The organism is Streptomyces sp. NPDC001493 (genome assembly GCF_053597235.1).
Genome location: NZ_JBSFHV010000014.1, coordinates 141,876 through 167,386, shown reverse-complemented (window position 1 = coordinate 167,386; position 25,511 = coordinate 141,876). Strand labels below are relative to the sequence as shown.

The 25,511-nt window shown below is 72.0% G+C and carries 17 protein-coding genes and 1 pseudogene; 3 read left to right on the top strand and 15 right to left on the bottom strand.

What is annotated here, in order from left to right; translation table 11 throughout:
* The first annotated feature begins 312 nt into the window (after positions 1-312).
* Positions 313-522 carry a hypothetical protein gene (locus ACWCWD_RS21055; protein ID WP_450774420.1) on the top strand — a complete coding sequence of 70 codons (210 nt, stop codon included), beginning with the start codon at positions 313-315 and terminating at the stop codon, positions 520-522.
* A 140-nt stretch (positions 523-662) separates the two neighbouring features.
* Positions 663-1,289 carry a restriction endonuclease gene (locus tag ACWCWD_RS21050; protein WP_450774530.1) on the top strand — a complete coding sequence of 209 codons (627 nt, stop codon included), beginning with the start codon at positions 663-665 and terminating at the stop codon, positions 1,287-1,289.
* Between the two features lie 16 nt (positions 1,290-1,305).
* Here the strand turns inward: ACWCWD_RS21050 and dhaL are convergent, their stop codons facing one another.
* From dhaL to ACWCWD_RS21005, 9 genes are all read right to left on the bottom strand, one after another.
* Complete coding sequence (gene dhaL, locus ACWCWD_RS21045) at positions 1,306-1,980, bottom strand: dihydroxyacetone kinase subunit DhaL (RefSeq protein ID WP_450774418.1); 675 nt, start codon at positions 1,978-1,980, stop codon at positions 1,306-1,308.
* A 59-nt stretch (positions 1,981-2,039) separates the two neighbouring features.
* The gene (locus ACWCWD_RS21040; RefSeq protein ID WP_450774416.1) at positions 2,040-3,038 is read right to left on the bottom strand and encodes a dihydroxyacetone kinase subunit DhaK; all 999 of its coding nucleotides are present in this window, start codon (positions 3,036-3,038) and stop codon (positions 2,040-2,042) included.
* A 174-nt stretch (positions 3,039-3,212) separates the two neighbouring features.
* Entirely contained in the window at positions 3,213-3,860 is a 648-nt protein-coding gene (locus ACWCWD_RS21035; RefSeq protein ID WP_450774414.1) for an endonuclease, read from the bottom strand.
* A gap of 159 nt (positions 3,861-4,019) precedes the next feature.
* Positions 4,020-7,022, bottom strand: coding sequence for a hypothetical protein (locus ACWCWD_RS21030; protein ID WP_450774412.1), 3,003 nt, complete (start codon positions 7,020-7,022; stop codon positions 4,020-4,022).
* Complete coding sequence (locus ACWCWD_RS21025; protein ID WP_450774410.1) at positions 7,023-8,882, bottom strand: HSP90 family protein; 1,860 nt, start codon at positions 8,880-8,882, stop codon at positions 7,023-7,025.
* Between the two features lie 104 nt (positions 8,883-8,986).
* Positions 8,987-9,964, bottom strand: coding sequence for a hypothetical protein (locus ACWCWD_RS21020; RefSeq protein ID WP_450774409.1), 978 nt, complete (start codon positions 9,962-9,964; stop codon positions 8,987-8,989).
* Positions 9,965-10,147: 183 nt separating this feature from the next.
* Positions 10,148-11,128, bottom strand: coding sequence for a bile acid:sodium symporter family protein (locus ACWCWD_RS21015; protein WP_450774528.1), 981 nt, complete (start codon positions 11,126-11,128; stop codon positions 10,148-10,150).
* 233 nt (positions 11,129-11,361) lie between these two features.
* Entirely contained in the window at positions 11,362-14,769 is a 3,408-nt protein-coding gene (locus ACWCWD_RS21010) for a CARDB domain-containing protein (RefSeq protein WP_450774407.1), read from the bottom strand.
* 705 nt (positions 14,770-15,474) lie between these two features.
* Positions 15,475-16,512 (bottom strand): LacI family DNA-binding transcriptional regulator, encoded by a 1,038-nt coding sequence (locus ACWCWD_RS21005; protein ID WP_450774405.1) that lies wholly within the window; start codon positions 16,510-16,512, stop codon positions 15,475-15,477.
* A gap of 451 nt (positions 16,513-16,963) precedes the next feature.
* Between ACWCWD_RS21005 and araD the strand changes: the two genes are divergently transcribed.
* Positions 16,964-17,683 (top strand): L-ribulose-5-phosphate 4-epimerase AraD, encoded by a 720-nt coding sequence (gene araD / locus ACWCWD_RS21000; RefSeq protein WP_450774403.1) that lies wholly within the window; start codon positions 16,964-16,966, stop codon positions 17,681-17,683.
* A 59-nt stretch (positions 17,684-17,742) separates the two neighbouring features.
* Here the strand turns inward: araD and ACWCWD_RS20995 are convergent, their stop codons facing one another.
* From ACWCWD_RS20995 to ACWCWD_RS20970, 6 genes and pseudogenes are all read right to left on the bottom strand, one after another.
* The gene (locus tag ACWCWD_RS20995; protein WP_450774526.1) at positions 17,743-17,937 is read right to left on the bottom strand and encodes an RICIN domain-containing protein; all 195 of its coding nucleotides are present in this window, start codon (positions 17,935-17,937) and stop codon (positions 17,743-17,745) included.
* Positions 17,938-20,445: pseudogene (locus ACWCWD_RS20990) on the bottom strand (beta-L-arabinofuranosidase domain-containing protein); the annotation flags it as partial.
* A gap of 155 nt (positions 20,446-20,600) precedes the next feature.
* Positions 20,601-21,722: an aldose epimerase family protein gene (locus ACWCWD_RS20985; protein WP_450774401.1), complete on the bottom strand. Its 1,122-nt coding sequence runs from the start codon at positions 21,720-21,722 to the stop codon at positions 20,601-20,603.
* 79 nt (positions 21,723-21,801) lie between these two features.
* Entirely contained in the window at positions 21,802-22,827 is a 1,026-nt protein-coding gene (gene yjfF / locus ACWCWD_RS20980) for a galactofuranose ABC transporter, permease protein YjfF (RefSeq protein ID WP_450774399.1), read from the bottom strand.
* Positions 22,824-23,924, bottom strand: a complete 1,101-nt coding sequence (locus ACWCWD_RS20975; protein ID WP_450774397.1) for an ABC transporter permease — start codon at positions 23,922-23,924, stop codon at positions 22,824-22,826. The genes yjfF and ACWCWD_RS20975 overlap by 4 nt, the downstream gene beginning before the upstream one ends.
* Entirely contained in the window at positions 23,921-25,480 is a 1,560-nt protein-coding gene (locus tag ACWCWD_RS20970) for a sugar ABC transporter ATP-binding protein (RefSeq protein WP_450774395.1), read from the bottom strand. Before ACWCWD_RS20970 ends, ACWCWD_RS20975 begins: the two co-directional genes overlap by 4 nt.
* Positions 25,481-25,511 lie beyond the last annotated feature (31 nt).

The window sequence follows — 25,511 nt, the reverse complement described above, 5'->3', positions numbered from 1 at the left end:
CGCCGGTGGAAGCCAGCGCACGCGCGATGCTCGCTCATTCTTTCGAACGCGTGCTTCGCCCCAGCCGCCTTGACGAACAACCGCGGGCAACCACCGCGAACAGCGACCACGGTCGACCACGAACGGCCACCGCTGCACCGGGCCGGCCCCGGCGCGCCCGTCGGAGCGGTGCCGCATATTCCGGCCAAGGAGATCGTTTTACTGCCATTCACCGTCAATTCGTCCGCGCCGACTCCGGGCTCCGACTACACAGGGCGCGGGGCGGGTCTGCCGTCCCCGGGCGTCGGTCGTGTTCAGTGGGAGGTTCGGCGGTTGCTGACGATCAATGTGGCTGTGCTGCTCGCGGTCATCGTCCTGTTCCGGCTGCGGCGGCGTACGGAGGCCCGGAGCCGGCTCGACGAGAGGTTCACCGTGGTCATCGTCCTGGCGCTCGGGGTGCTGATCGCTCCGACCCCGGTGGGCAGGGGAATCCTGGACTTCCTGGGCGAACTCGTCGGCGGCTTCGGGGAGGCCGACCGATGAGCCTCCGCGCACGGAAGAGCCGGTCGGCGACCGGGCGCCCGCCGACGTGGCGAACCCCCCGCAGGCCCGGTCCTCGGCGGTCGGGTCCTCGGCGGTCGGGTGTCCGGAGGCCGGGCAGCGGGCGCCGGCGCACCGACCGGCTGACCGGATCCCTCGGAGGCGCGGTCCTCTGCGTCGCGCTGGTGGTGGCCGTGGTGAACTGGCTGCTGGCGCACGGCTGGGTGCTGGTCGTCCTCGGCGCGCTCGCGGGGTCGGCCGGCGGCGCCCTGCTCCACCGCAGGCGGCGGCGCTCGCGGTGGGAGGCGGTCCGACGGCGGGGGCTGCGGTACGGGCTTCCCCACCTGGACGCCCTGCACCACTCCCAGTTCGAGGACGCGGTACGGGACCTGATGCGGCGCGACGGCTGCCGGGAAGCGGTCCGGGTGGGAGGCGGCGGTGACCTGGGCGCCGACGTGAAGGCCACCGACCCCTACGGGCGGCGCTGGGTGATCCAGTGCAAGCACCGGCGCAGTGGTCTCGCCGGCTCCGCGGTGGGCACGCCCGACCTGCAGGTACTCAACGGCACCGCCCGGCAGGTGCACGGCGCCGACGTCGCCGTGATCGTGACCAACGGCCGGGTCACCGCGCCCGCCGTGGCCTTTGCCGCGCAACAGCGGCTGCACGTGGTCGACCGCCACACCCTCGCCGTGTGGGCGTCCGGCTCCCGCCCCCTGTGGGAGCTGTTGCGGGCCGTGCCGCCACCCCGCAAGCCGACCGCGCTCTCCTGAAGGCCGTCCGGCCGCCTCAGCCGGTGATCCGCAGATGGGGTCCCAGGGAGCGTATGGTCTCGGACGCCGAGGCGAAGAGCAGGGCGACGCCCACGGCTCCCGGATCGGGTATGCCGGACGCGCGCTCGCCGACGTAGCTGGCGCGGCCCATCCGCGCCCGGAGCGCGGCCGTCTCCCGCACGCCCTCCCAGGCGGCATCGGCGGCGAGGGCGAGCGCACGGTCCGGCGGGGTGCCGTCCGGAGCGTCGCGCAAGGCTTCGGCGGCCGGCGTCAGCGCGTCCACCAGCGTCTTGTCGCCGGGCTTCGCGTCACCCACCCGGCGTATCGCGGCGAGGCCGTTCTCCGTACCCGCGGCGAGACCGGCCGTGGTGAGGACCGGGCCCTCCGCCGCGACGGCCGCGCCGAGCGCCTGGAACAGCAGCCCGAAGAGCGGACCGCTGGTGCCTCCGATCTCGTCCAGGAAGGCGCTGGCCGTGCTCCCCAGGGGAGCCGAGGGATCGCCCTCGTCGGCGTTGCCGCCCTCGCTCCGCAGTCGCTGCGCGGCCCGTACTCCGGCGCTGAGGTTCACGCCGAAGTCGCCGTCGCCCACCTGCTGGTCGAGCGTGGTCAGCTCGGTCTCGGTGGCATGGGCCGAAGCCGCGAACCGGTCCATCCAGCCGCTCGTGAACGTACTGTCGAAAGCTGTCGCCATGGCGTTCTCCTCCAGTTCCACGCGTCCCGATCAACGGTCGACGACGGCCCGGTCACCGCTCACCAGCTCAGTGCCGCGGTCCGTACCGGTGCGTCGTAGTAGCCCAGCGTCCGGGAATCGGCCACCAGCAGAGTCAGGGAGAACCCCCGCATGTCCAGGGCCGTGACGTAGTCGCCGACGAGATGGCGGGCGAGGTGGACCCCTCGGCCGTCCAGCACCCGGCCCAGCTCGCCGAAGATGCCGTACAGCTCCAGCGGAGTGACGGCGCCCAGGCCGTTGACCAGCGCCACGACCGGTTCCTCCGGGCCCGGACGGATCGCGGCCAGCAGGGAGTCCGTCATCTCCTCCACCAGCGCGGAGACGGGTCCCTCCTTCCGGGTGCGGTTGGCGCGCTCGCCGTGGATGCCGACGCCGTACTCCAGCTCTCCGGCGGCCAGTTCGAACGCGGGGCGGCCGGTGGTGGGTGCGGTGTGCGCGGTGGACGCGACGGAGAGCGTCCGGCAGCGTCCGGCCAGCGCCGTCCCGAGCGCGGCCAGTTCGGCCAGGCCGAGGCCCGTGTCGGCGGCGCCGCCGAGGATCTTCTCGACCAGCACCGTGCCGCCCGTGCCCCGGCGCCCTGCGGCGATGTCCTCGGAGTCGGACGCGAGGTCGTCGTCGACGAGGACGCGTGCGCAGGGGACGTCCCGGTGCGCGAGGCGCTCGGCGGCGATACCGAAGTTGATCCGGTCGCCGGTGTAGTTCTTCACGATGTGCAGGACGCCCTCCGCGCGGGCCACCGCCAGCGACGCCTGGTACACCTGCCGGTTGTGGGGCGACGCGAACACCCGCCCCGGACAGGCGGCGTCCAGCATGCCCGCGCCCACGAACCCGGCGTGCATCGGCTCGTGCCCCGAGCCGCCGCCGGAGAGGAGTCCGACACGGCGGGACGGTGCGGTGTGGCGGGCGGCGAGGTAGCCGTTCTCCACGTCGTGGACGACGAGATCCGCATGGGCCCGGGCGAAGCCGGCCAGCGCGTTCGGAACCAGGTCGTCAGTGCTGTTCTCGAAGTACGCGGCCATACGTGGCGCCCTTTCGTCCCGGGGCCATACGCGGCCGGGTAAGACGACCCTCCAGACAGGTCACTTCATGCTGAAGGGAGGTGCCCGATGTGGCAACTCGCAGAGACAAACTCAGCCCATTACGTGACGGCGCACAGCAGCACGATCGATCACCCCTGTGCGCCGTGCGCCGGATCACGCCCCGGCGGACAGCCCGATCGACTCGGCGGCGTGCTTGTCCAGCGCCGCACGTACCAGGGCCGCGGCGAGTACCGCCGGTTCGGTGCCGCGGGCGAGGCGCAGCAGGGCGTCGGCGGAGGTGGGCAGGCCCAGGCGCTCCGAGCCCTGCAACGCCTTGGCGTCGATGTACGGACGGGTCTCCGGCCAGATGGCCTGCACCTCGCGTACGAAGATGCCCGCCCCGGTCGGCCCCAGCCCGGGCAGGCGCCGCAGTCCGGCGCGCAGCGCCGACGTGTCGCCGTCCGCCTCCCGGCGCAGCCTCCGCAGGTCACCGCCCCAGTCGTCGAGGATCAGCAGCGCTCCGTCGCCGAGCTGCGTCGCGGTCCGCTCGTCGTACCGCCGGTAGCCGCCCTCGCCCAGCGCGTCGACACGCTGCTGCCAGGTGGCGTCCGCCATCCGCCCGGGGGTGCGCATGCCGTCCGCGAACAGCGCCTTCGCAGCCGCCACCCCGACGGAGGCCCGGATGCGCGCGCTGAGCAGCAGGCTGAGGACCAGGAGCTGGTACAGGGGCTGAGGCGTGTCCCGCAGGCGGATGCCGGCCTCGTCGGCGTACGTCCGCCCGTACGTGTCGAGGAGGAGGCGCAGGGTCTCCTTGTCGCCCATGCGTCCACCGTCCCCCTGTCCGCGCGGGCACGCACGCGCGGACAAGCGGGACGGAGCTCGGGCGGGCAGGCACGGAGCCCGTGCGGCAGGGGCCGGCCCACCGCGCGGCGGCAGGGGGCCTGCCCGCGCGCGGTGCGACGGGCAGGCCCCCTGCCCTGCTCAGCCCCGCCGCTGCTTCAGGTACTCGGCACGCAGGGCGTCGAGTATCCGCGCGGCCTCGGCCAGCCCCGCCTTGCGGCAGCGCGCCGCCGCCGCCGTCAGCCGGCTGATCGCCTCCTCGTGCCGGTCGAGCCCCTTCCCCTCGATGAGCGCCGCGATGCGGACCGCCTCGGCGCGCGGCACCTCGCCGTCCTCCCCGCCCCGGTCGTAGGCGGTGATGGCGGCCTCGACGGCGGCGAGCGCCTCGGGGAAGCGCTCGGCGTCCGCGAGGACCCGGCCGCGGCGGTAGTGCACCGCGCCGTCCTCGTACCAGAGGGCGAAGGAGTCGGCGGCCTCGGGCCCGACGGGCAGGACGGTCTCGGCCCGTGCCAGGTGGCCCAGCGCCGTGTCCACTCCCTCGGGGCCCCGGAAGATCATGGCCAGCCGGGCGAACTCGCACATCATGTGCCGGACGAGGGACGGGTTGGGCGCCTCGGCGTGCGCGGCGAGCGCGCGCTCGTACGCCGTGTCCGCCGCCTCCCAGCGGTCGGCCATGGCCAGCGTGATCGCGGCCTCGGCGGCCACCAGGGTGTGGGTCTCCCGGTCGTCCTCCCAGGCCGCCACGGTGTCCGCGAGGCGCAGGAACTCCTCCGCGGCGGGCAGGAACTCCTCCAGCTCCCGCATACCGCGAGCCAGCAGCAACCGGGCCTGGGCGACCATGCGTTCGTCGAGCGAGGACAGCGCTTCCTGCGAGAGCACCGATTCCAGCACGGCGACGGCGTCCGCCTGCTGCCCGGAACGCGCCAGGACGTCGGCGAGCTGGAGACGTACCCCGGTGGCCTGCTCGAACTCCTCCTCCTGGTCGTACCGGGCGGCGGCCTCCGAGAGGTGGCGCACCGCGTCGGCGGTGTTCCCGAGATGCGTGGCGGCGTGACCGAGCAGGGCGTACGCGCCGGCCAGCTGGAAGTCGGTGTCGTCGTATCGGGCCACGTCGGAGATCACCCGGTGCAGGAGCTCCGAGGCCTCCGCCGGCTGCTCCCGTGCGAGGAGGAGCTGGGCGAGCAGGGCACGGGGACGGGAACCGCGCCACGGCCGCCCGGACGCCTCCACGTCCCGGAGCGCCTCGCGCAACTCCGCCTCGGCGAGGGCGTTGTCGCCCCGACGGCCGGCCAGGTCGGCGGTGAACTGCCGTACGTTGGCCACCTGATGGGGAACGGAGAGGCGCTCCGCCTCGGACCGCAGCCGGTGCGCGGCCTCCTCGAACCGCTTCAGGGCATCGCCCGACCCGTCGGTCCCCAGCCGCGCTTCCTGATAGGCGGCGAAGGCGACGGAGAACAGGACGGAGAGGTACGAGAGCGCGCGCTCCGACTCCAGGCCCTCGCCCGACGCGGCTTCGGCGGCACCGAGGGGCTCCGACGCGAACGGGACCTCGGCCAGGAGGCGTTCCGCTTCGCGCAGGGCCTCGTCGAGCCCGGCCCGGACGGCGTCGTCGTCCGGCCGGCCGGTGCCGGTCCCGGAGCCGTCCTGAGCCGTGTGGCCCAGGTCCTCCTCGGCGGCGGTCGCCCACGCGAACACCCGGCAGCGGGCGGAGAGCGCGTGCCAGGGCATGTCCAGCTCCGCGAAGAGCTCCGCGGCCTCCCGGAGTCCGGCGTAGCTCTCCGGGTCGTGCGTCTTGTACGAGAACCGGTCGACGGCGAGGTGCTCGGTGACCTCCGCCCTCAGCAGCGCCTGGGGACCGAGGGTGTCGTCGTGGGGGGCGCCGTCCGCCAGACGCTCCGCCACCCGGGTCCAGAGCCGGTCGGCCCCGGGATGCCCCAGGGACTCCAGACGCCGGGCCTCCCGCACCAGGGCGGCGAAGTCCTCGGGCACCTCCAGCGCCGGCGCGGGCTCGGCGACCGCGGGCGCGGCGGACCGGGCGGAGGGCGTCCGCAGGCCCAGGGGGAGCGGCGCGTCGAGCAGCGGGCGCCGGGAGAGGCGCTCGCGGCGGTGGTCGCCCACCGCCGAGGTGCCGTTGCGCGCGTCGAAGGCGGCGGCGAGCAGGTCCGCGTCCGAGCGGACCCGGGCGAGGAGCTCGCCCGCCGTCCAGTTCCGTCCGGGCGGCCCGGCTACGGCCGTGTCCGGGTGGCCGGCCTCGGCCAGGGCGGCGAGCAGCACCTCGACACCGGTGAGGAAGTCCAGACGGGACGACGGGGCGCCCGTGGCCTCGAAGAACGGACGGTTCTCGGCGAGGATCTCCAGCCCGCGGCCCTCGTTGCGCGAGAGGGCGCAGAACTCCAGGTGGAGACCGACCTCCGTCAGCATGCCGGTGTTGCCGCGGACCTTTCGGTACCCCGTCAGGTGATGGGAGCGGGCCTCGTCGGTCCGGCCGAGGCGCAGCAGCGGCAGCAGCGCCTGGGCCTGGCTCATCTGCGGCTCGTCCGTGCAGCTGGTGCTTCCCCGGAGGACCGGGCTCCAGGTCTCCAGCGCCGCGTCGTCGTCGCCCGCCGCCACGTGGTGGAGGGCGAGGTGCCGGACCTCGCAGGCCTCGCAGTCGCTCAGCTCGCTGCGGGGCCGGGTGGCCCACAGGTCGTACGCGTCGGCGACGCCCACGCCGGTGTGGGACGCGATGTGGTGGCGCATCGCCGCCACCGGCTGGAGGGAGTGGCCGGCCGCCTCGTACCGGCGGCGCATCTCGTCGGTCCAGCGGTGGACGGAGGCCAGGGGCACCTCGGGCACCTGCAGCAAGGAGGTCGTCACCCACTTGAACCGCCAGAAGACCTGGTGGGCCTCCCACTCGCTGAAGGACTCGGGGACCGTGTCCCAGAGCTTGAGCAGCCGCGCGAAGGCGACCGGCGACTTGGCGTGCTCGCCGATGTGTTCGTACGACGACATCAGCTCCAGCAGCGCCGTCACCAGGACGTCGGGCTTCTCGAAGACCTCCGCCGCCTCGACGAGTTCCTCGGCGACCACCGTGCGCGCCAGTCCGTGGGGGCGGTCGAAGTTCTCGCGGAGCGCCTCGACCACGGCTTCGGGAGTGTCCAGCATCTACAGTTCCTTCCCTTGGCCGGAGCCGGGTTCCGCCGTGCCGGTCTGGTGCATGGCATGGGTGAGCAGGCCGATGAAGGCCCGGTTGAGCAGCGCGCTCTCGCTCGCCCGCAGCGGGCGGCGGCTGAGCAGCAGGGCCTGACCGTAGAGCGCCTCGGCCGCCGTGACCGCGAGGCCCCGTTCGGTGATCGTGATGGCCTGGCGGACCAGCGGGTTGAGGTGGTTCAGGACGAGCTGGGCGCGCGGGGCCTCCTGGCGCAGCGACCCGAGGATGTCCGCCCAGAGGCCGTCGCTGTCGGCGGCCAGGCTCGACCTGGTCCGTTCGTGCCGCGCCTCCCGGTTGTCGAGGAGCAGCGCCGGGGCGGTGACGGGCTGGAAGTCGCGCAGGACGACGTCGCAGTCGTGGACGCCGATCGTCTCCCGCGCGATGGCGAGGAAGGCCGCCGCGCGCAGTTCCGCGGAGGGGTCCACGGCGTCGAGGTGGGCGGTGACGGTGGCCGGGTCCAGGTCCGCGACGGCCGTGCCGGGCCGGATCTCCGGCAGCCGGTGCACGAGGTCGCGGTCGTAGGTGTAGCCGCCGTTGACGACGCCGAGTCCGGCGGCCGAGGCGATCGGGGCGACCTGGCGGAACTCCTCGACGCTGCGGGTGACCAGCAGCGTCGGGTGCGTACGCGCGAACTCCTCCAGCGTCACGTTGCCGTCGGAGGTCTCGAACGGCAGCCACGGCAGCACGATGCGCAGCAGCTCGTCGTCGTACCGGGCGAGCGCCTTGACCGCGAGGTGGTGGGTGTCGATGAAGCGGTGCAGCAGGGAGGGATCGCTCGCGGCGAGGCCGGTGAGCCAGTCGCGGATCCGCTCGCCCAGGGCGTCCCGTACGGCGGAGAGCGTGCCGTCCTCGTACAGTGCCTCCCGGGACGCGGTCGGCCGCAGGCTGGTGGTGTCGACGACACACCGCACGAAGAACGCCCACTCGGGGAGCAGCTCCGGTGCCTGGTCGGTGAGGAGCATCCCCTTGAGGTGGACGCGGTGGCCCGCCTTCTGGGCCGGGCTGAGCGCGGTGGGAAGGACGTACGCGACCCCGCGCAGCCCGGCGGCCGGCAGGTCGAGCTCGATGGTGTCGAGCGGGGTGAAGTCGAAGAGGGTGCGGCAGTACGCCGTGAACGCCTCGCGCCTGGCGAGCGGCGAGCGGTGCGTCCGCTCCCACGGGGGCGTCTCGTTGACGCGGTGGCTCTCGCCCCGGGGACCGGCCACGACGACCTCGTGACGCAGCAGGCCACCGTAGTGCCGTGCCAGGGCGACGACCTGCTCCGGCTCGGTCCACTCGGCGCTGTCGGCACGAGGGGTGAGGCGCACGGTGGTGCCCGGCTCGGGAACGGCGGAGGCGGGCAGCGTACGGATGGTGTACCGGCCGTCGGAGTGGCCGCGCCATTCGACGGCGGGCGCCGCCGGATCGGCCGCGGTGCGGCTGGTCACGATGATCTCGTCGGCCACGACGAAGCAGGCGAGCAGCCCGATTCCGAACTGGCCGATGAACTCGCCGCGGGCCGCGTCGAGCCCGGCCCCGTCCAGGGCGCCGTCCAAGGTCCGCTTGGAGCTGCGGCCGATGGTGGCGAGGAACCGGTGGACGTCGGCCTCGGTCAGACCGACACCGGTGTCCGTGACGGTGAGGGTGTCGCCGGTGCGCACCGTGATACGGCCCGGCGCGCCGGGGTCCAGGGCCTGACGGGCCGTGATGGCGTCCACCGCGTTCTGCAGCAGCTCACGCAAATAGACACGGGGGGACGAGTAGAGGTGGTGGGAGAGCAGGTCGACCAGGCCGCGCAGGTCGACCTGGAAGGTGTGGGTCTCGGAAGGAGGCACCTTGCGCTGACTTTCGTGGTGGGCGCGTGCTCGTCGCGCGGAGCGCTGGACGAGGACGCGGACGGGTTGGTCCGGTGGGGTGGTGCGGGAGGACGAACGGCGGATCAGCGTCCGGCGGCCGCGCGGTGCTTCCGGTAGGCGGCAGCGGGGTCGCGGTGGTTCACGTACGTCCAGGGGGACTCGGTGACGCGGCCCTCCGTGGCCCGGAAGCATTCCCGCGCCGCGTCGCGGTCGCCCACCAACGAGAAGGCCAGGGCAAAGGAGTTGAGGAGCTGGATCCAGGAGCCCCGGCGGACGAAGTCCGGGTGCCGGTAGGAGTGTTCGGCGGCCTTCCGCAGGGACTGGGCCACTTCCGGGCGGTGCATGTACGCGGCGTCGTCGCCCCGGTCGAGGGCGAGCCACTGCTCGATGTGCGCGTCGGCGACGAGCCGGCCCAGCGGCGTGCCGCCGGGAGCGCCGAAGGCGGACGACCGGGCGAAGGCGTGCATCTCCTCGTGCGAGCCGCCCCACTTGTCGCAGAGCTGCTGCAACTGCTGGGCGTGGGCGCCGACATGGAACGGGTCGCGCCGGACCGTGGCCTCGAACCGGCGCCGGGCGACGGCCGGGCCGACCTGGAGGCCGCGGCCGGTGGTCTGCAGGCCGTACCAGGGGGAGGTCCACCCCGGCTCGCGCTCCGCCGCTTCGTACAGCCACCGCTCGGCCGTGCGCAGCCGGTCGTGGAACACCTCGAACTGCTCGCGCGAGACGTGGGTCGCCCGCGCCTCCGTACGGGCTTCCCAGCCCCAGCTGAGGTAACGCATACCGGCCACGACCCGGGGCAGAGCCGCTTCCGGCTCGGCCTCGGCCACCTCGGTGATCCACCGCTCCACCTTCGGCGTGTCACCGACGGTCCAGAGCAGCTCCGTGCGGTCTTCGCTCTCGGGCCGCGCCTCGAGTATTCCGCGCACGGTGTCCCAGTCCGCGGCGGCCGCGGCCGACCTGATACGCGCGACCTCCGGGTCTCCGGAGTCCTTCTGCAGCTGCGTGCCGGGCCTCCCCACCAGTCTCCCCAGCGCGAGCGTCCCCTCGCGGAGCAACGCCATGTCCCCACCCCTTGGCCTGTGTCGAACGGGGAGGTCCATGATCCTTCCTCCCCACCGCCTAGTGAGTATCACGACCCACTGACAATCGCACACGGTTTCGGGTGGACCTCGGGTGCGTACGCGAAAGCCCGGCGCGCAGGGGTGAACCCTCCGCACCGGGCAACAGGCCCGTCCGGGCGCCTTTCAGGACGCGGTGGTCGCGGGCAGCGCGGCGACGGACCGCTCGTCGCGCCGGGCGCGGTGCGACATCCAGGCCGCCACCAGAGCGCCCGAGATGTTGTGCCACACGGAGAAGACGGCCGCGGGGAGCGCGGCCAGCGGGCTGAAGTGGGCCGTCGCCAGCGACGCGGCGAGACCGGAGTTCTGCATGCCGACCTCGAAGGCCATGGCACGGCTGGCGGGCGGGCCGAGGCGGGTGAGCTTGCCCGCGCCGTAACCCAGGGCCAGGCCGAGGCCGTTGTGCAGGACGACGGCGATCAGCACGGTGGCGGCCGCCGACTTGATCGCACCCGCGCTTCCCGAGACCACCGCGCAGACGATCGCGGCGATGGCGAGCGAGGACAGCCAGGGCATGGCGCCCAGCACCCGGTCGACGAGCTTGCCCGCGACGAGCCGTACCACCAGTCCGCCGATCACCGGGAGCAGCACGGTCTTGAGGATGTCGGTCACCATGGAGCCGGCGTCCACGGGCAGGTAGGCGCCGGCCAGCAGCAGGGTCAGCGGGGGCGTCACCAGCGGGGCGAGCACGGTGGAGACGGTGGCCACGGAGACCGAGAGCGCCACGTCGCCGCGGGCCAGGAAGGTCACCACGTTCGAAGCGGTGCCGCTGGGCGCGCAGCCCACCAGGATGACGCCCGCGGCCAGTTGCGGGGGGAGCCCCAGCAGATGGGCGATGATCCAGCCGAGGCCCGGCATGATCACGTAGTGCGCGACCAGCCCGATGGCCACCGCCCAGGGGCGCTTCGCCACGCCCTTGAAGTCGTGGGGCGTCATCGTCAGGCCCATGCAGAACATGACGACGCCGAGCAGGTACGGCACCGCCTTCGTCCAGCCCTCGAAGGTCCCGGGCGTGAGGAGGCCGGCCGCGCCCGCCAGGAGGACGAGGACGGGGAAGACCGTGACGGCGCGCCTCGCCGCCTTGCTGTCGGAGCCCGTGCCGTCGATGCCCGTGCCGTCGGTGCCTGTGCCGTCGGTGCCTGTGTGATCCGGTGTCGTCTGTTCGCTTCGCACAGCCGCGATAAGACTCTTTTTCCGTGTGCTGCCGCAAACCTGTCTCGATATGTGGGCACTGCATCCATCATGTGTCGCACCGGGGGCCGGGACCCGGCGCGGGCGGGGGCCGTCGGCCGGTGCGCCCGGAAGGCGTACCGGCCGACGGCCGCAGAGGGCCGGTGTCGCTACCGGCCGGACGCCGCGGCGGTGTTGGCTGCGCCGTTGATGACGAACTGCGATCCGGGTTCGATCAGCACGTCGCCCTGGGCCGAGCCGCTGATCGTCACGTTCGTCAGGGTGGCGCTGCCCCTGGCCCCTCCGTGCGCGAGGATGCCCGAGCCGTTGCGCGAGTCGGTGATCCGGACGTTCGAGATCTGCGCTCCGGGAACGGAGCCCCCGCCCGTCTTGAACTGGATGCCGTCGTAGGTCGAGTCCTGGATGTCGGTGTCCCTGATCGTGACGCCGGGAATGTCGGGACCGGCCGCGAAGAGGGTGATGGCGCCGAACTCCTGCGCCTCGCCCCAGAAGGCTCCGCCCGTGCGGTACAGGGCGTTGTTGGCGATCAGGGTCTGCCCGGAGAAGGGCAGCGGGTCGTGGTCGGTCGCCAGCATGATGCCGGGGTAGTTCATCGTGTCGGAGACGATGTTGTTCTCGATGGTGTTGCCGTAACCGCCGTAGACCGCGATGCCGTTGGCCCGCCAGGGCAGGGCGATCGTGTTGTTGCGGAAGTGGTTGTCGTGGCCGATGTCCACCGACTGGTTCTTCACGTACTTGTTCGACCAGACGGCGAGCGAGTCGTCGCCGGTGTTCCGGAAGGAGGAGTTGAAGACCGTCGAATTGCGGGTTCCGTTGGAGAGGTTGATGCCATCCGCATATGTGTTGCGAATGCGCATTCCGGTGAATTCGACACCGTCTCCGGGGCCCCAGAGCTCAGGGATGTTGTCGTAGTCGCGACCCACCCACACCCCGACGTTGGAGTGCTCCAGCCAGACATTCGTGATCTTGGTGTTGGTGCCGAAGCGCCCGTTGAGGCCGACGCCGCCCTCGGCGTTGCCGTCACCGCCCCGGATGGTGCCGGAGCCGAAGATCGCGATGTCGGAGATGGTGGTGTTGTCGTCGATGTCGAAGCCGAAGTTCCCCTCGTGCGGGTGGTTGATGCCGCCCGCGTTCTGCGGCTGGATGAGGGAGTACAGCTGGGAGTGCCACATGCCCGCGCCGCGGATCGTGACATTCCTGATGCCCACCTGGTTGTACTGACCCCGGTTGAGCGGGTCGTCGGTCAGGATCTTCTGCTCCTGCCGCCACTGCCCGGCCGGAATCCACACGCAGCCGATCTCGCCGTTCTGGTCGGCCGTCACCGCCCGCTGGATGGCGTCGGTGTCGTCGATGCCGTCGTTGGGCACGGCCCCGTAGGTGGTGATCGAGACGCAGCCGGCGGGCTGCGCCGTCGGTGCCGCCACCTGCTCCAGGTCCACCAGGTCGATGATGTAGAAGGACGCGGTGTCGCCCGCGTCGCGCTGGAGGCGGAACTTCGTGCCGACCGGGTAGGTCTGGCCGAGCAGGGCGTTCGACTCGTCGAAGAGCCTGCGGGCGTCCGCCTGCGGTGCGTTGGTCAGGCCCTCCGGGCTGTCCGTGTCGCCGTACAGCCAGCTGTGCTTGGAGGAGAGCGTCAGCTTCCGGGCGAAGGTGTTGTTGACGTAGAGGCTGATCGTGGCTTCCGTACCGCCGCCGCCGGGTGCGTCGGGGATGGAGTTGCGGACCACGAGGGAGTTGGTGGGCACGGTCGAGGTGATCTCGACGTACTGGCCGGTGGAGTTGAGCCGTACCGACTGCCGGCCCGAGGACTCGGTGGCGAAGTTGGTGTGCCCGAAGGTGCGCTTCTGGTCGGCGGTGAGCAAGGTGCCCTGGTAGGTGCCCTGTTCCGCCTCGTACTCGGTGTACGGCACCGCCGCCCCGCGTCCCACCACGATGGCGCGGGAGAAGACGTTGTTGTTCTCGTTGGTCTCGGTGAGGACACCGGTCGCGTCAGCGGTGGCGGTCAGATTGGCCCCACCGCTCTTCGCGGTCCAGGTACCGCTGATCGGCACGGTGACCGTGCCCCCGGCGGGAATGGCCCCGGTGGTTCCGTTCAGGGTGGTGCTCTCCACCTGGAGGCGGGTCACCGTGGAGGAACTCACCGCTGTGGTACCCCGGTTGTTCACCGATACGGTGAAGGTGACGGCGGCACCGACCGCAGGGCTGGACGGGCTGGACGAGATGCCGGTGACCTGGAGGTCGGGTCCGGGGCTCTGCGCGACCACCAGCTTGGAAGCGGCGGTGCGGCTGTTGTTGCTGTTGTCCAGCTCGACGACGGTGTCGGTCGGGTCGACCACCGCCGAGACGGAGTACGTACCCATCGGGCGCTTGCCGACGCTCACCTGCACGGTGGCGGAGGCACCGGCCGCGAGGGCGTTCACCGAGGCGCTGCCGACGACCTGGCCTTCCAGGCTGACGTCGACCGTCGTCGCGGGCGCGGCGGCCGAACCCGTGTTGCGCACCGTGGCGTTCACGGTCACCGCGTCGCTCTCGGACGGGGCGGAGGGGGACCAGGTCAGGTCGGAGAGGGTCAGGTCCGGGTTGGGCGCGGCCGTGCCGACCACCTGGACCTCGGCGACCTGGGCGCCGGGAGCACCGGTGTTGGAGAAGAACTTCAGCTGCACGTCGGCGTACCGCCCGCTGACCGGAACCGTCACCGTGTTTCCGTTGCCGGAAGGCGAGAACGCATAGTCGGCCTGGCTCTTCAGCGAGGTGAACCCGGTGGCGGACTGCGCCCGCCCCAGCACCTGGAGGCTCTGCGTCCGGGCTCCCCACGCCGCGTCCGGCGAGAGCTTGACGACGACGGCGGAGAGGTCGGCGTCGGAGCCGAGCTTCACCGTCAGCGTGGCGGGATAGCCGTTCGACTCCCAGTAGGTGTCGCGCCGGTCGTCATTGGCGTTGGTGCCGACGTAGGTCTGCGCGTACGAGGACGCCTCGATCGGCTTGTTCAGCGCCAGGTTGGTGCCGGTGGGCGGTGTGCCGGGGTCCGTGCCGCCCGCCGCCTCCCCGTAGACCTCCAGCTGGGAGAGTTGCGCGGCGTTCCAGCCGGTGTTGGCGGTCACCAGTACGCGTACGTACCGCACCTGGGTGGCGGTGAAATCGACGGTGACGGTGTTGTTCGCCGCCGGGGTGAACGACCGGGCGGCCGAGGCGGACAGGGTGCTGAAACCGGAGCCGTCCGTGCTGCCCTGGACGGCGAGTGTCTGGGTGCGCGCCTCCCAGGTGTTCGGGAGCTTCAGTACCACCTGGTCGACGCCGGACGTGGTGCCCAGATCGACCTGGACCCACTGCGGGAACGTTCCGGGGCTCTCCCAGTAAGTCTGCTGACTGCCGTCGGTGACGTTCGACGCCGGGTAGGCGCCGAGCGAACCGCCGGCCGACGCCGGCCTGCCGAGCGCCAGGTCGGTGGTCCGTCCGGCCGCCGAGGCGGTGGCGGCCGGCAGTAGTCCGACGGTCATCAGCGCGGCTGTCACCGCACCGATGACGAACCGCCGCCATCCGCGTTGCTTCCCTCTCATGCTGTCCTCAGTTCCGTGGGCCTGCGGCGCCGGCCGGACACGGGGAGCGCATGCGCCGGCCGTCCGACGCGCGGCGTCGTACGCCCGGCGACGGCCGCGTGCGGGCTGCCGGTACGCCGGTGGGGAGTCGATCGGGACATCGGCAGGAGCGAGGAGCAGGTCGCCTGCCGCGAACTCGCGTTCCTTGATTGGTAATTTGAGAGTTCTAGTTGATTTTTTGCGGTGCCGAGGTGACAGGTTTCTAGCAGGCGTCACTTTTGTCAACGGTTCTCGCACCGGTGCGACGGTCGGCGGTGTGTTCGCGCAGCTCGGCGGTGCAGGCGGGCGGACCGCGGGCTGATCCCGATCAGCGCGGAGGGCGCGCGGAGAGCGGTGCGGAAGTTGCGCGGGCGGCGCGGCGAAGGGGCCCCGGCGGTGTTCGATGCGCGCCCCCGGGAAACCCGGCGGGCCGCGCGTTCCCCGGCGTCGGCTCAGAGGGGGCGGCCGGGTGGGCGCACGCCCGTGTGCGCCGTCACCGAAGAGGCCCCCGGCGGTCCGGGGGCAGCTCTTCGGGTGGTCGCGGCCCCCGGCGGGACCGCCCGGCGCGGCAGCTCTCCGCTGCCGCGCTCCGTCCGCCGCCGCGGCCCAGGTGGATGGTGAGCCCTGGGCGAGGTCAGGTGGTGTCCGGCCATGATCCGCCGGACACCGCCGAGCGCCGGTATCCGTCTACCGGTCGCCCTCGCGCGCGGCAGGCCGCGCCCCGTGCCGGCGCGCCGTGCTGGCCCGCACGATGAGTTCGGGTGCGACGGTCAGGTGCTCGATGCCCGTGGCCGTCCCTTCGATGTGCTCCAGCAGCAGCGCGATGCTGTTGCGGCCGAGCGCGGCGAAGTCCTGGCGGACCGTGGTGAGCGGCGGAGGGAAGAACTCCGCCTCCGGGATGTCGTCGAACCCGGCCACCGCCACGTCCTCGGGAGTCTGGAATCCCGCCTCCCGCAGGGCGCGCAGCACCCCCAGCGCCATCTGGTCGTTGGCCACGAAGACCGCCGTGAGCCCGGGACCCTGGGGCGACGAGGCGACCCGCCCGGCGAGTTGTTGCCCGGCCCGGTACCCGGACATGGGGCTCCAGTCGCCGCGCAACGGCGTCGGGATCTCGGCCCCCGCCGCGCGGAGCGCGCCCTCCCACCCGGCGGTCCGGGCCTCGCTCTCCAGCCAGTCGCGGGGGCCGGCGACGTGCCAGACGGTGGAGTGGCCGGAGGCGAGCAGATGCTCGGTGATCATGCGCGCCCCGAGCTCCTGGTCGAGGGAGACTCCCGGCAGGTCGAGGTCGTGCCCGCCCTCCACGGTCACCACGGGACACGGAGCCTGGAGCGTGGTGAGCGCGCGCACCGCGTCGCGCTGCGGCGTGATGGCGATGATCCCCTCCACGCCCCACGCGCTGAGGTGCTCCATCGCCTCGGTCAGGGCTGCCCGGCTGGCCACCCGCAGGGTGACGGCCGAGACGAGGTACCCCCGGTCGCGCGCCGCCTCCTGGACCCCCGCGAGGGTGCTCGCCGGTCCGTGGAGCGTCGTGTTGACGGCGATGACGCCGAGCGTGTGGGTGCGCCGGGTCGCGAGCGCCCGGGCCGCCGAGTTGCGGCGGTAGCCGAGCCGCTCGATGGCTTCGGTCACCTGGGCGCGGGTCTTCACGCTCACGTTCGGGTGGTCGCTGAGGACCCGCGAGACGGTCTGGTGCGACACGCCTGCCACGCGTGCCACGTCCGCCATCGTGGGTGCCCTCGCGGCGTCTGCGGGCCGGGGCAAATCCGTTCCTCTCTGTGGAGTCCGGAGCGTCGGAAGTAGTTCGACCTCAAGGTACCTGTCCTGTGCAGGTGTACGAAGGTCGCTGCCGTAGAGCGCTCGTCCCGGGAGAGTGCACGCTCACATCGTGGCCTCGTCCACTCGCCTGGTTGCTCGTCAGTTACCGCGTGGGGCTTGAGTTCGTGTCATGTTAGCGCTCACAATCTAGCTGCGTCAGTACGTGTGACGTCGCGGCGTGCGGCCGACCCGTGCGTCCGGGGCGGCGCGCGGCGAGCCGCGGGACATGCGGGCCCTATGGGGTGTGCGTGGTGTGTGGGACGTACGTGACGCCTGGTCCGGGATCACCCGTCGGCGGTCCCGGGGAGCATCTGCTGTTGTCCTTGCCAGAGAGACGGTCCAGAGAGACGGTGAACGTGTCATGAGCGAGACCACACTCCGCGAACTGCGCAGTGAGGTGCTGGCCGCCAACCTGCGGATTCCGCAGGCCGGCCTGGCGACGCTGACCTGGGGAAACGTCAGCGCGGTGGACCGTGAATCGGGTGTCTTCGTCATCAAGCCGTCCGGCGTCTCCTACGCCGAACTCACCGAGAAGGACCTCGTGGTGGTCTCGCTCGCGGACGGCAGCGTGGTGGAGGGGCGGCTGCGGCCGTCCACCGACACCGAGACCCACCGCTGTCTCTACCGGGCGTTCCCGTCCGTCGGCGGGGTGACCCACACCCACTCCGAGCACGCCGTCGCCTTCGCCCAGGCCCGCGTGCCCATACCCGTACTCGGCACGACCCACGCCGACACCTTCAACGGCCCCGTCCCCGTCACCGCCGACCTCACCGCCGAACAGTGCGCCAGGGACTACGAGTACAACACCGGCCAGGTCATCGTCTCCCTGCTGGAGGGCGACGACCGCCGCGCCCGCGAGGTGCCGGGCGCGCTCGTCTCGCGCCACGGCCCGTTCACCTGGGGAGCCACCGCGACCGAGTCGCTGGAGAACGCGATCATCTGCGAGGCGGTGGCCAGGATGGCGCTGCACACCCAGGCCCTCCGGCCGGGCGGAACCGGTGCGACACCTCCGCCGCAGCATCTGCTGGACCGCCACTTCACCCGCAAGCACGGGCCGGACGCCTACTACGGCAACCCCTGATCCCGGGTCGGCGGGCACGGTGCCGGTCCGGCGGATGCCGCCGGCCCGGCACCGGCCCGTCACACGAAGCGCCACAGGTGGTCGTCCGTGCCGTTGTCGTCCCACTGCACGAGTTGCGCGCCCTGGGCGGTCGACGCGTCGAGCACCCCCAGAACCCGGCCGCCGTTGGCGTTCCTGATGCGGAAGTAGCCGGCCGAACCGTGCCGCAGCTGCCACAGGTGGTCGGTGGTCCCGTTGTCGTCCCACTGGAGCACCCGGGCCCCCGCCGCCTGGGAGGACCCCTCGACCCCCAGGACCTTGCCACTGTGCAGGTTGCGCAGCCGGAACCGCCCGGCGGTGTCCCGTACGGCCAGCCAGAGGTGGTCGTCGGTGCCGCTGTCGCCCCACTGGACCGCGAGGCCGCCGTTCGCGGTGGACATGTTGCTGATGCCCAGCAGGAGCCCGCTGCGCAGGTTCTGGATGCGGTGGTATCCGCTGGGGACGAACCACCAGGCGTTGTCCGCACCGCCGTTGTCGCTGTCCTGGACGGCCCGCGCCCCCGCGGCGGTGGAACTCGCCCTGATCCCCAGGACCTTGCCGCTGTTGGTGTTGCGGAGACGGTGCGTACCGTCCCCGGAGTCGAGCGGGGTCCAGAGGTGGTCGGCCGTGCCGGTGTCGCTCCACTGCAGCACGTCCGCGTCGTCGGCGGTGGACATGTCCCGTACGCCCAGCACCTTGCCGCTGTTGGCGTTGCGGAGCTTGAGCGCCCCGCCGTCCGCGACGAGCTGCCAGTCGTGGTCGGCGGTGCCGCTGTCGTCCCACTGGAGCGCCACGCCGCCGTCGGCCGTCGACATGTCCTGGATGCCCAGGACGAGGCCGCTCTGCGCGTTGACGAGCCGGAAACCGGAGACACCGGCCTTGCCGTCCGCGTCCCAGTAGACACTGGCGTTCTGATGGTGGTTGTCGTAGAAGGGGATGAGGCTCACCGGCGCGCCGTTCGCCTGCGCGGTGAACGTCAGGGGCGTCGCCGTCGCGGCGATCGACGAGGTCGTGAGCAGGGGGAGTACGCCGCCGAGCGCGGTGGAGCCGAACGCGCCGCTGAGGACCACCGGGCCGTAGGAGACCGCCTGCACCTGGGGCCGGTCGGGGGTGCCGTTCAGCGCGAGCCGCATCGGGAACCGCAGGGTGACGGTGTCCCCGGAGGCCCAGGTGCGGTCGAGCGTGACGTAACTGCCCGGCGTCAGCGTCAGGTTCTGGGCGGTGCCGTTGACGGCGACCGAGGCACCCGACGTCCAGCCCGGGACGCGCACCCGCAGCGACCACCGGCCCGCGGTGCCGGTCACCTTCAGCACGGTGGTGTCCGACGCGGGGAACGTGGTGGTCTGCGTGACCGTGACACCGCGTTCGGCCCAGGTCAGGACCGAGGGGACGAAGAGGTTCACCCAGAGCCCCGCGGAGTCGGAGAAGTACACCGAGTCCATCAGCTTGGTGTGGGTCTCCAGGCCCGTGCCCTGGCAGCAGGTGAAGGTGTCGTAATCCCTGCTGTACGTGCGCCGGCCACCCGGGTCGAGCGGCGTGAAGTAGCAGACGTGACCGTGCGGATCGGCGGGATCCTGCTGCCCTACGAGCTGGTTGGTCAGCGCCCGCTCGTAATAGTCGGCGTACGCGGCCCGGTTGGGATCGAGGGTGAACAACTCACGGGTGAGCTTCAGCATGTTGTACGTGTTGCAGCTCTCGCAGGTGTTGTCGGTGAGGTGCTGGCCGATGGCCCCGGGAGCCTTGAAGAACTCGCCCACGCTGTTGCCGCCGATCGCGTAGGTGTGGTTCGTCGTGACGATGTTCCAGAAGTTGACGGCGATGTCCCGGTAGCGGGTGGCCCCGGTCGCCTTGTACTCCCGCGCGCTGCCCACGATCTTGGGGATCTGCGTGTTGGCGTGCAGCCCGTCCAGGCTGTCGGTGCCCGCCGCCAGCGGGTCGATGACCGCCGCGTGGTCGAAGCGCTGCGCCACGGTCAGCCAGCGGCTGTCGCCCGTCTGCTGGTACAGGTCGGTGAGGACCGCGTTCATGCCGCCGAACTCGATCTTCATCGTGGTCTGCATCTGCGCGGTGGTGAGCCGCGCCGTGCGTACGTCCACCCAGCCGGCGAGCGCGAGCAGCACGTCCCGCGCCTGGGTGAGCCCGGCCAGCCGCCAGGCGTCCAGCAGACCCGCCAGCGTCTTGTGGACGCAGTAGTAGGGCACGCCCTTGCGCACGCCCGTCTCGACGGTGTCGAAGTCCGACTCCGGGAACCCGGAGAGATATCCGGTGCGGTAACCCTTGGGTGCCGCCTGGCACTTGGCGAGCTCGGCGACCATGTAGACGAGCCGGTCCAGGAAGACGCTCTCCTTGGTGACCGTGTACGCCTGCGCCCACGCGCTGAGGAAGTGCCCCTGGCTGTGGGTGCGGAACTCGAAGTCCGGGGCCTCCCAGCCGTAGCACTGCTCGGCGCCCTTGGTCGAAAGCCCGTGATTGGCACGGAAGTTGTACAGTAGCCGGTCGGGGTCGACGAAGCGCAGATAGGCGAGGGTGCGGTCCATGTTCTCCCGCCAGCGGCCCGCCGTGAGCTGGACGCTGCCCAGCGGGAAGGGCTGCACCAGGGCGCCGGTCTCGGCGCGCACCGGGGCGGCCGCGTCGGCGGTCGCGGCGGCCGCCACTGCCGGGGAAGCGGCGAGCGCCGGGGCGAGCGCGGCGAGGGCCGCCCCTCCCGAGGCGGAGAAGAAGAGTCGGCGGTTCAAGGCGGTCATGGGTGGTCGTCCTTCCGAGGGGGAGTGGGCGCAGCAGCAAGGGATCTGCCTTGCCCGCCCCGCGCGCGACGCGTCGCGCGCGGGGCGGACCGGGCGGGCTCAACTGGTGACCAGGAAGGTCGCGTTCCGCCGGTCGGTCGCCGGAGAGGACGCGGTCACTCCTCCGCGACGGAGAAGCGCAGCACGGTGCGGGAGCGGTACACCTCACCGGGCCCGAGCAGGGTGCTGGGGTCGTCGGCGCGGTTCGGGGAGTCCGGGAAGTGCTGGGTCTCCAGGGCCACCCCCGCGTGCGGACCGTAGGGGTGTCCGCCCTTGCCGGTGATCTCGCCGGCGAGGAGGTTGCCGGTGTACACCTGTATCCCCGGCTCGGTGGTGTGCACCTCCAGGCGGCGCCCCGAGGTGGGTGCGCAGAGCACGGCGGCGCTGCGCAGCGCCGCGTCCGGCGCGTCGCCGAGCACCCAGTTGTGGTCGAAACCGCCACCTCCCAGGCGCAGTTGTTCGTCGTCCCGGGCGAACACCGCGGAGAGGCGGCGGGGGAGGCGCAGATCGAACGGGGTCCCCTCGACCGGCCGGTGCGGGCCGTCCGGGATCAGCGCAGCGTCGACGGGGGTCCAGCGCGGTGCGTGGATCTGGAGCTCGTGGCCGAGCACGTCACCGCTGCCCTCTCCCTCCAGGTTCCAGTAGGCGTGGTTGGTGAGGTTGACGACCGTCGGCGCGTCGCTCACCGCGTGGTAGTCGAACGTCAGGGCGCCGTCCCGGTCCAGCGTGCAGGTGAGCCGGGCGTCCAGGGTGCCGGGAAAGCCCTGGTCACCGTCGGGGCTGCGCAGGAAGAGCCGTACGCCGGTGCGGTCGGAGGTGTGGACGGGTTCGGCGCGCCACACGCGGCGGTCGAAGCCGTCAGGTCCGCCGTGCAGGGTGTGGCCGGTGTCCTGGGTGTCCAGCTGCCGGACCGCGCCGTCCACCACGAGCCGGCCGCCGGCGATCCGGTTGGCGTAACGGCCCACCGTCGCACCGAAGTAGGAGGCCGGCCCGCGCACCGCGGGTGCCTCGGACGCCGCGAGGACCACGTCGGCGAAGCGGCCCCACCGGTCCGGGAGGAGCAGCGAGTGCAGCCGGGCGCCGAGGGTGTGGACCTCGGCGCGGGCCTGCCCGGGGAAGCCGAACACCCAGCGGTCGCCCGTACCGGTGTCGGGCAGCCGGTACGGGCGGCCCGTCGGGTCCGGACGCGCGTCGGGCGCCGACGGCGGGGCGGCCGGTGACTCGGGCGGGTGGTGCATGTGTGTGTCCCTCGGTGTTCGGTGTCGGTTCGACGGTCCGGGCGGTGGAGTGGGGTGGGCCGACGGATCGGCGTCCGGGTCAGCCCGTGGGTTTCCGGTTTCCGCCCAGGACCCGCTGGAGCACGATGAAGACGAAGAGCAGCGCGCCGATGACGATCCGGGTCCACCAGGAGCTCAGCGTGCCCTGGAAGTTGATGACCGTCTGGATCATCCCGAGGACCAGGACGCCGAGCGCGGTGCCGAGGACGAAGCCGGAGCCACCGGTGAGCAGGGTGCCGCCGATCACCGTCGCGGCGATGGCGTCGAGCTCCATGCCGACCGCGTGCAGCGCGTAGCCGGAGAGCATGTAGAACGTCAGCAGCACACCGCCGAGCGCGGAGCACAGCCCGCTCACCGCGTACACGGCCACCTTGGTGGAGCCGACCGGCAGCCCCATCAGCCGGGCGGAGGTCTCGTTGCCGCCGAGGGCGTGGACGTTGCGGCCGAACCGGGTGTGGTGGAGCGCCACGAAGGCCACGGCGAGCACGACCAGCGCGATGACCACGGCGGGCGAGACGAACAGCCCGCCGGGCATCACCAGCCGGGTCTGCGCGAGGGTGACCGTCGTCGGGTCGCTGATGGAGATGGACTCGGTGCTGATCGTGTAGCAGAGGCCGCGCGCCAGGAACATGCCGGCCAGCGTCACGATGAAGGGCTGGATCTCGAAGGTGTGAATGACCCACCCCATCAGGGCGCCACCGCCCGCGCCCACCAGCAGGACCAGCGGGATGACGGCGAAGAGCGGCCAGCCCTGCCGCTCCACCAGCCAGGCGGTGAGCATGGTCGACAGCGCCACCACCGAACCCACCGACAGGTCGATGCCGCCGGTCAGGATGACGAAGGTGACACCGATGGCGACCACCAGCAGGAAGCTGTTGTCGATCAGCAGGTTCAGCAGGACCTGGGCGGAGAAGAACCCGTCGTAACGCGCCGAACCGACGGCGAACATCGCCACCAGGAGGACCGCGGTCACCACCAGCGGGACGCGGGTGCGGGCGCGGGGGGAGAGGGGGGCGCGGAACGGCCGCGCGAGGGTGCCGGCGACACCCGCGATGCCGGTGCTCATGTACGTACCTCCTGCGGGAGCGGGCTGTCGTCCGCCTCGGCGTGCTGTCGGGAGGGTGCCGGTCCGCGGCGGCTCAGCACCTTCGCCCGGAACACGGGCGACTGGATGAGGCAGACCGCGATCACCACGAACGCCTTGAAGACCAGCGTCGTCTCGGGCGGGACACCCAGGGTGTAGACCGTCGTGGAGAGGGTCTGGATGATCAGGGCGCCGAGCACCGTCCCGCCGAGGGAGAACCGGCCGCCGGTCAGCGCGGTGCCGCCGATGACCACGGCGAGGATGGCGTCGAGTTCGATCCAGAGCCCCGCGTTGTTCCCGTCCGCGCTGGACACGTTGGAACTGATCATCAGACCGGCGACGGCGGCGCACAGGGCGCAGAAGACGTACACCACGGTGAGCAGCCCGGCCGCCCGGATGCCCACCAGCCGGCTGGCGGCCGGGTTGCCGCCCACCGACTCGATCAGGAGCCCCAGCGCGCTGCGCCGGGTCACCAGCGAGGTGAGGACCACGATCACCGCCGCCAGCAGGACGGCGAAGGGGAACATCAGCCAGTAGCCGCCGCCGATCATCTTGTACGGGCCGCTGGTGACGGTGATGATCTGGCCGTCCGAGACCAGCTGGGCGATGCCCCGGCCCGCGACCATGAGGATCAGGGTCGCCACGATGGGCTGGACGCCCAGCCGGGAGACCAGCGTGCCGTTGACCAGGCCGAGCACCACCGCGCCGCCCAGCGCGATCGCGACCGCCCCGAGCACGGTGGAGACGCTGCCGGGGCTCGCCGAGCCGGCGATGTGCTCGCAGGCCAGCGCGCCGGCGATGGCGACCGTCGAGCCGACCGAGAGATCGATCCCGCGGGTCGCGATGACCAGCGTCATGCCGAGCGACACCAGGACGAGCGGGGCGCCGAACTGGAGGATGTCGATCAGGCTGCCGTAGAGGTGGTCGCCCCGGACGTGGACGGCGAAGAAGTCGTGGGTGAAGGCGAGATTGCCGAGCAGCAGGGCGGCCAGGACGGCCGAGGGCCAGAACAGCCGGTGGCGCAGCAGCCGTTGCCCGACGCCGCCGGCCGACGGGCCCTTGGCGGGGTGCGGTGTCATGAGTCCTCTCCGGTGGCGATGGTGGCCAGGATGCGTTCGGGCGTGACGGTGTCGTCGTTGGTCAGGGTGGCGACCACGCGGTGGTCCCGCAGCACGCCGATACGGTGGCTCAGCCGCAGGACCTCGTCGAGCTCCGCCGAGATGAACAGCACCGCGGTGCCCTCCGCGGAGAGCCGCGCGACCAGCTTCTGGATCTCGGCCTTGGCGCCGATGTCGATGCCCCGCGTCGGTTCGTCCAGGATCAGCAGCTTGGGATCGGTCAGCAGCCAGCGGGCGAGCAGCACCTTCTGCTGGTTGCCGCCGCTGAGGTGGCGCACCTGCGCCTCGGGATCGGCGGGGCGGATGTCCAGCGCGGAGATCCACCGCCGCGTCAGCTCCTCCTGCCTGGTCCGGGAGATCGGCCTCGTCCAGCCGCGCGCCGCCTGCATCGCCAGCACGATGTTCTCGCGCACCGTGAGCTCGCCCACCAGCCCCTCGGACTTGCGGTTCTCGGAGCAGAAGGCGATTTTGCGGGCGATGGCGGCCCGGGGGGTGCGCAGCGAGACCGTCTCGCCCTGGACGCGCAGCTCTCCGGTGTCCGCGCTGTCGGCGCCGAAGAGCAGCCGCGCCGCTTCCGTACGGCCCGAGCCCAGGAGCCCCGCCAGCCCGATGACCTCGCCGGGCCGGATGTCGAGGTCGTACGGCTCGATGAAGCCGGTCCGGCCCAACTGCCTTGCCTCGATGAAGGGTTCTTCGGCCGCACGCTCTTCGGCCTCCTCGTGCGCCGCCTCCGAGAGCTCGTCCAGGGTGGCCAGTTCGCCACCGATCATGCGCTGCACCAGGGAGACATGGGTGAGCTCCCCGATGGGGTACTCGCCTTCGAGCCGGCCGTTGCGCAGGATCGTCACCCGGTCGCAGATCTCGAAGACCTGGTCCAGGAAGTGGGTCACGAAGAGGATGGCCACCCCGCGGTCGCGCAGCCGTCGCACCAGGGTGAAGAGCTGGGCGACCTCCTCGCGGTCGAGGCTGGAGGTGGGCTCGTCCAGCACGAGCACCTTCGCCGAGACGTCCACCGCCCGGACGATGGCCACCAGTTGCTGGACCGCGAGGGAGTGCGAGTCCAGCGGACCGGTGACGTCGAGATCGAGCTCCAGCTCCGCCAGCAGCTCGCCGGCCCGGCGCCGCAGCGCGGACCAGTGGATCAGGCCGAATCTGCGCGGTTCGCGTCCGATGAGGATGTTCTCCGCCACCGAGAGGTTGGAGCAGAGGTTGACCTCCTGGTAGACGGTGCTGATCCCGGCGTTCTGCGCCTGGAGCGGATCGCCGAACGCGCGGGCCTCGCCGTCGACCAGGATGGTGCCGCCGTCCGCCGGATGCACTCCGGTGAGCACCTTGATCAAGGTGGACTTGCCGGCGCCGTTCTCCCCCATCAGGGCATGGACCTCGCCCGGGAAGAGCCGCAGGCCGACCCCGTCCAGGGCCAGCACACCGGGGAACTCCTTCCGGATGCCGTGGGCTTCGAGAACCGGTATCGGGCGGTCGGCGGGGTTGGTCTCAAGGGTGGGTGGGGCTGCCATCCGCCCTCCTCTCGTCGGGTGTGGCCGGTGG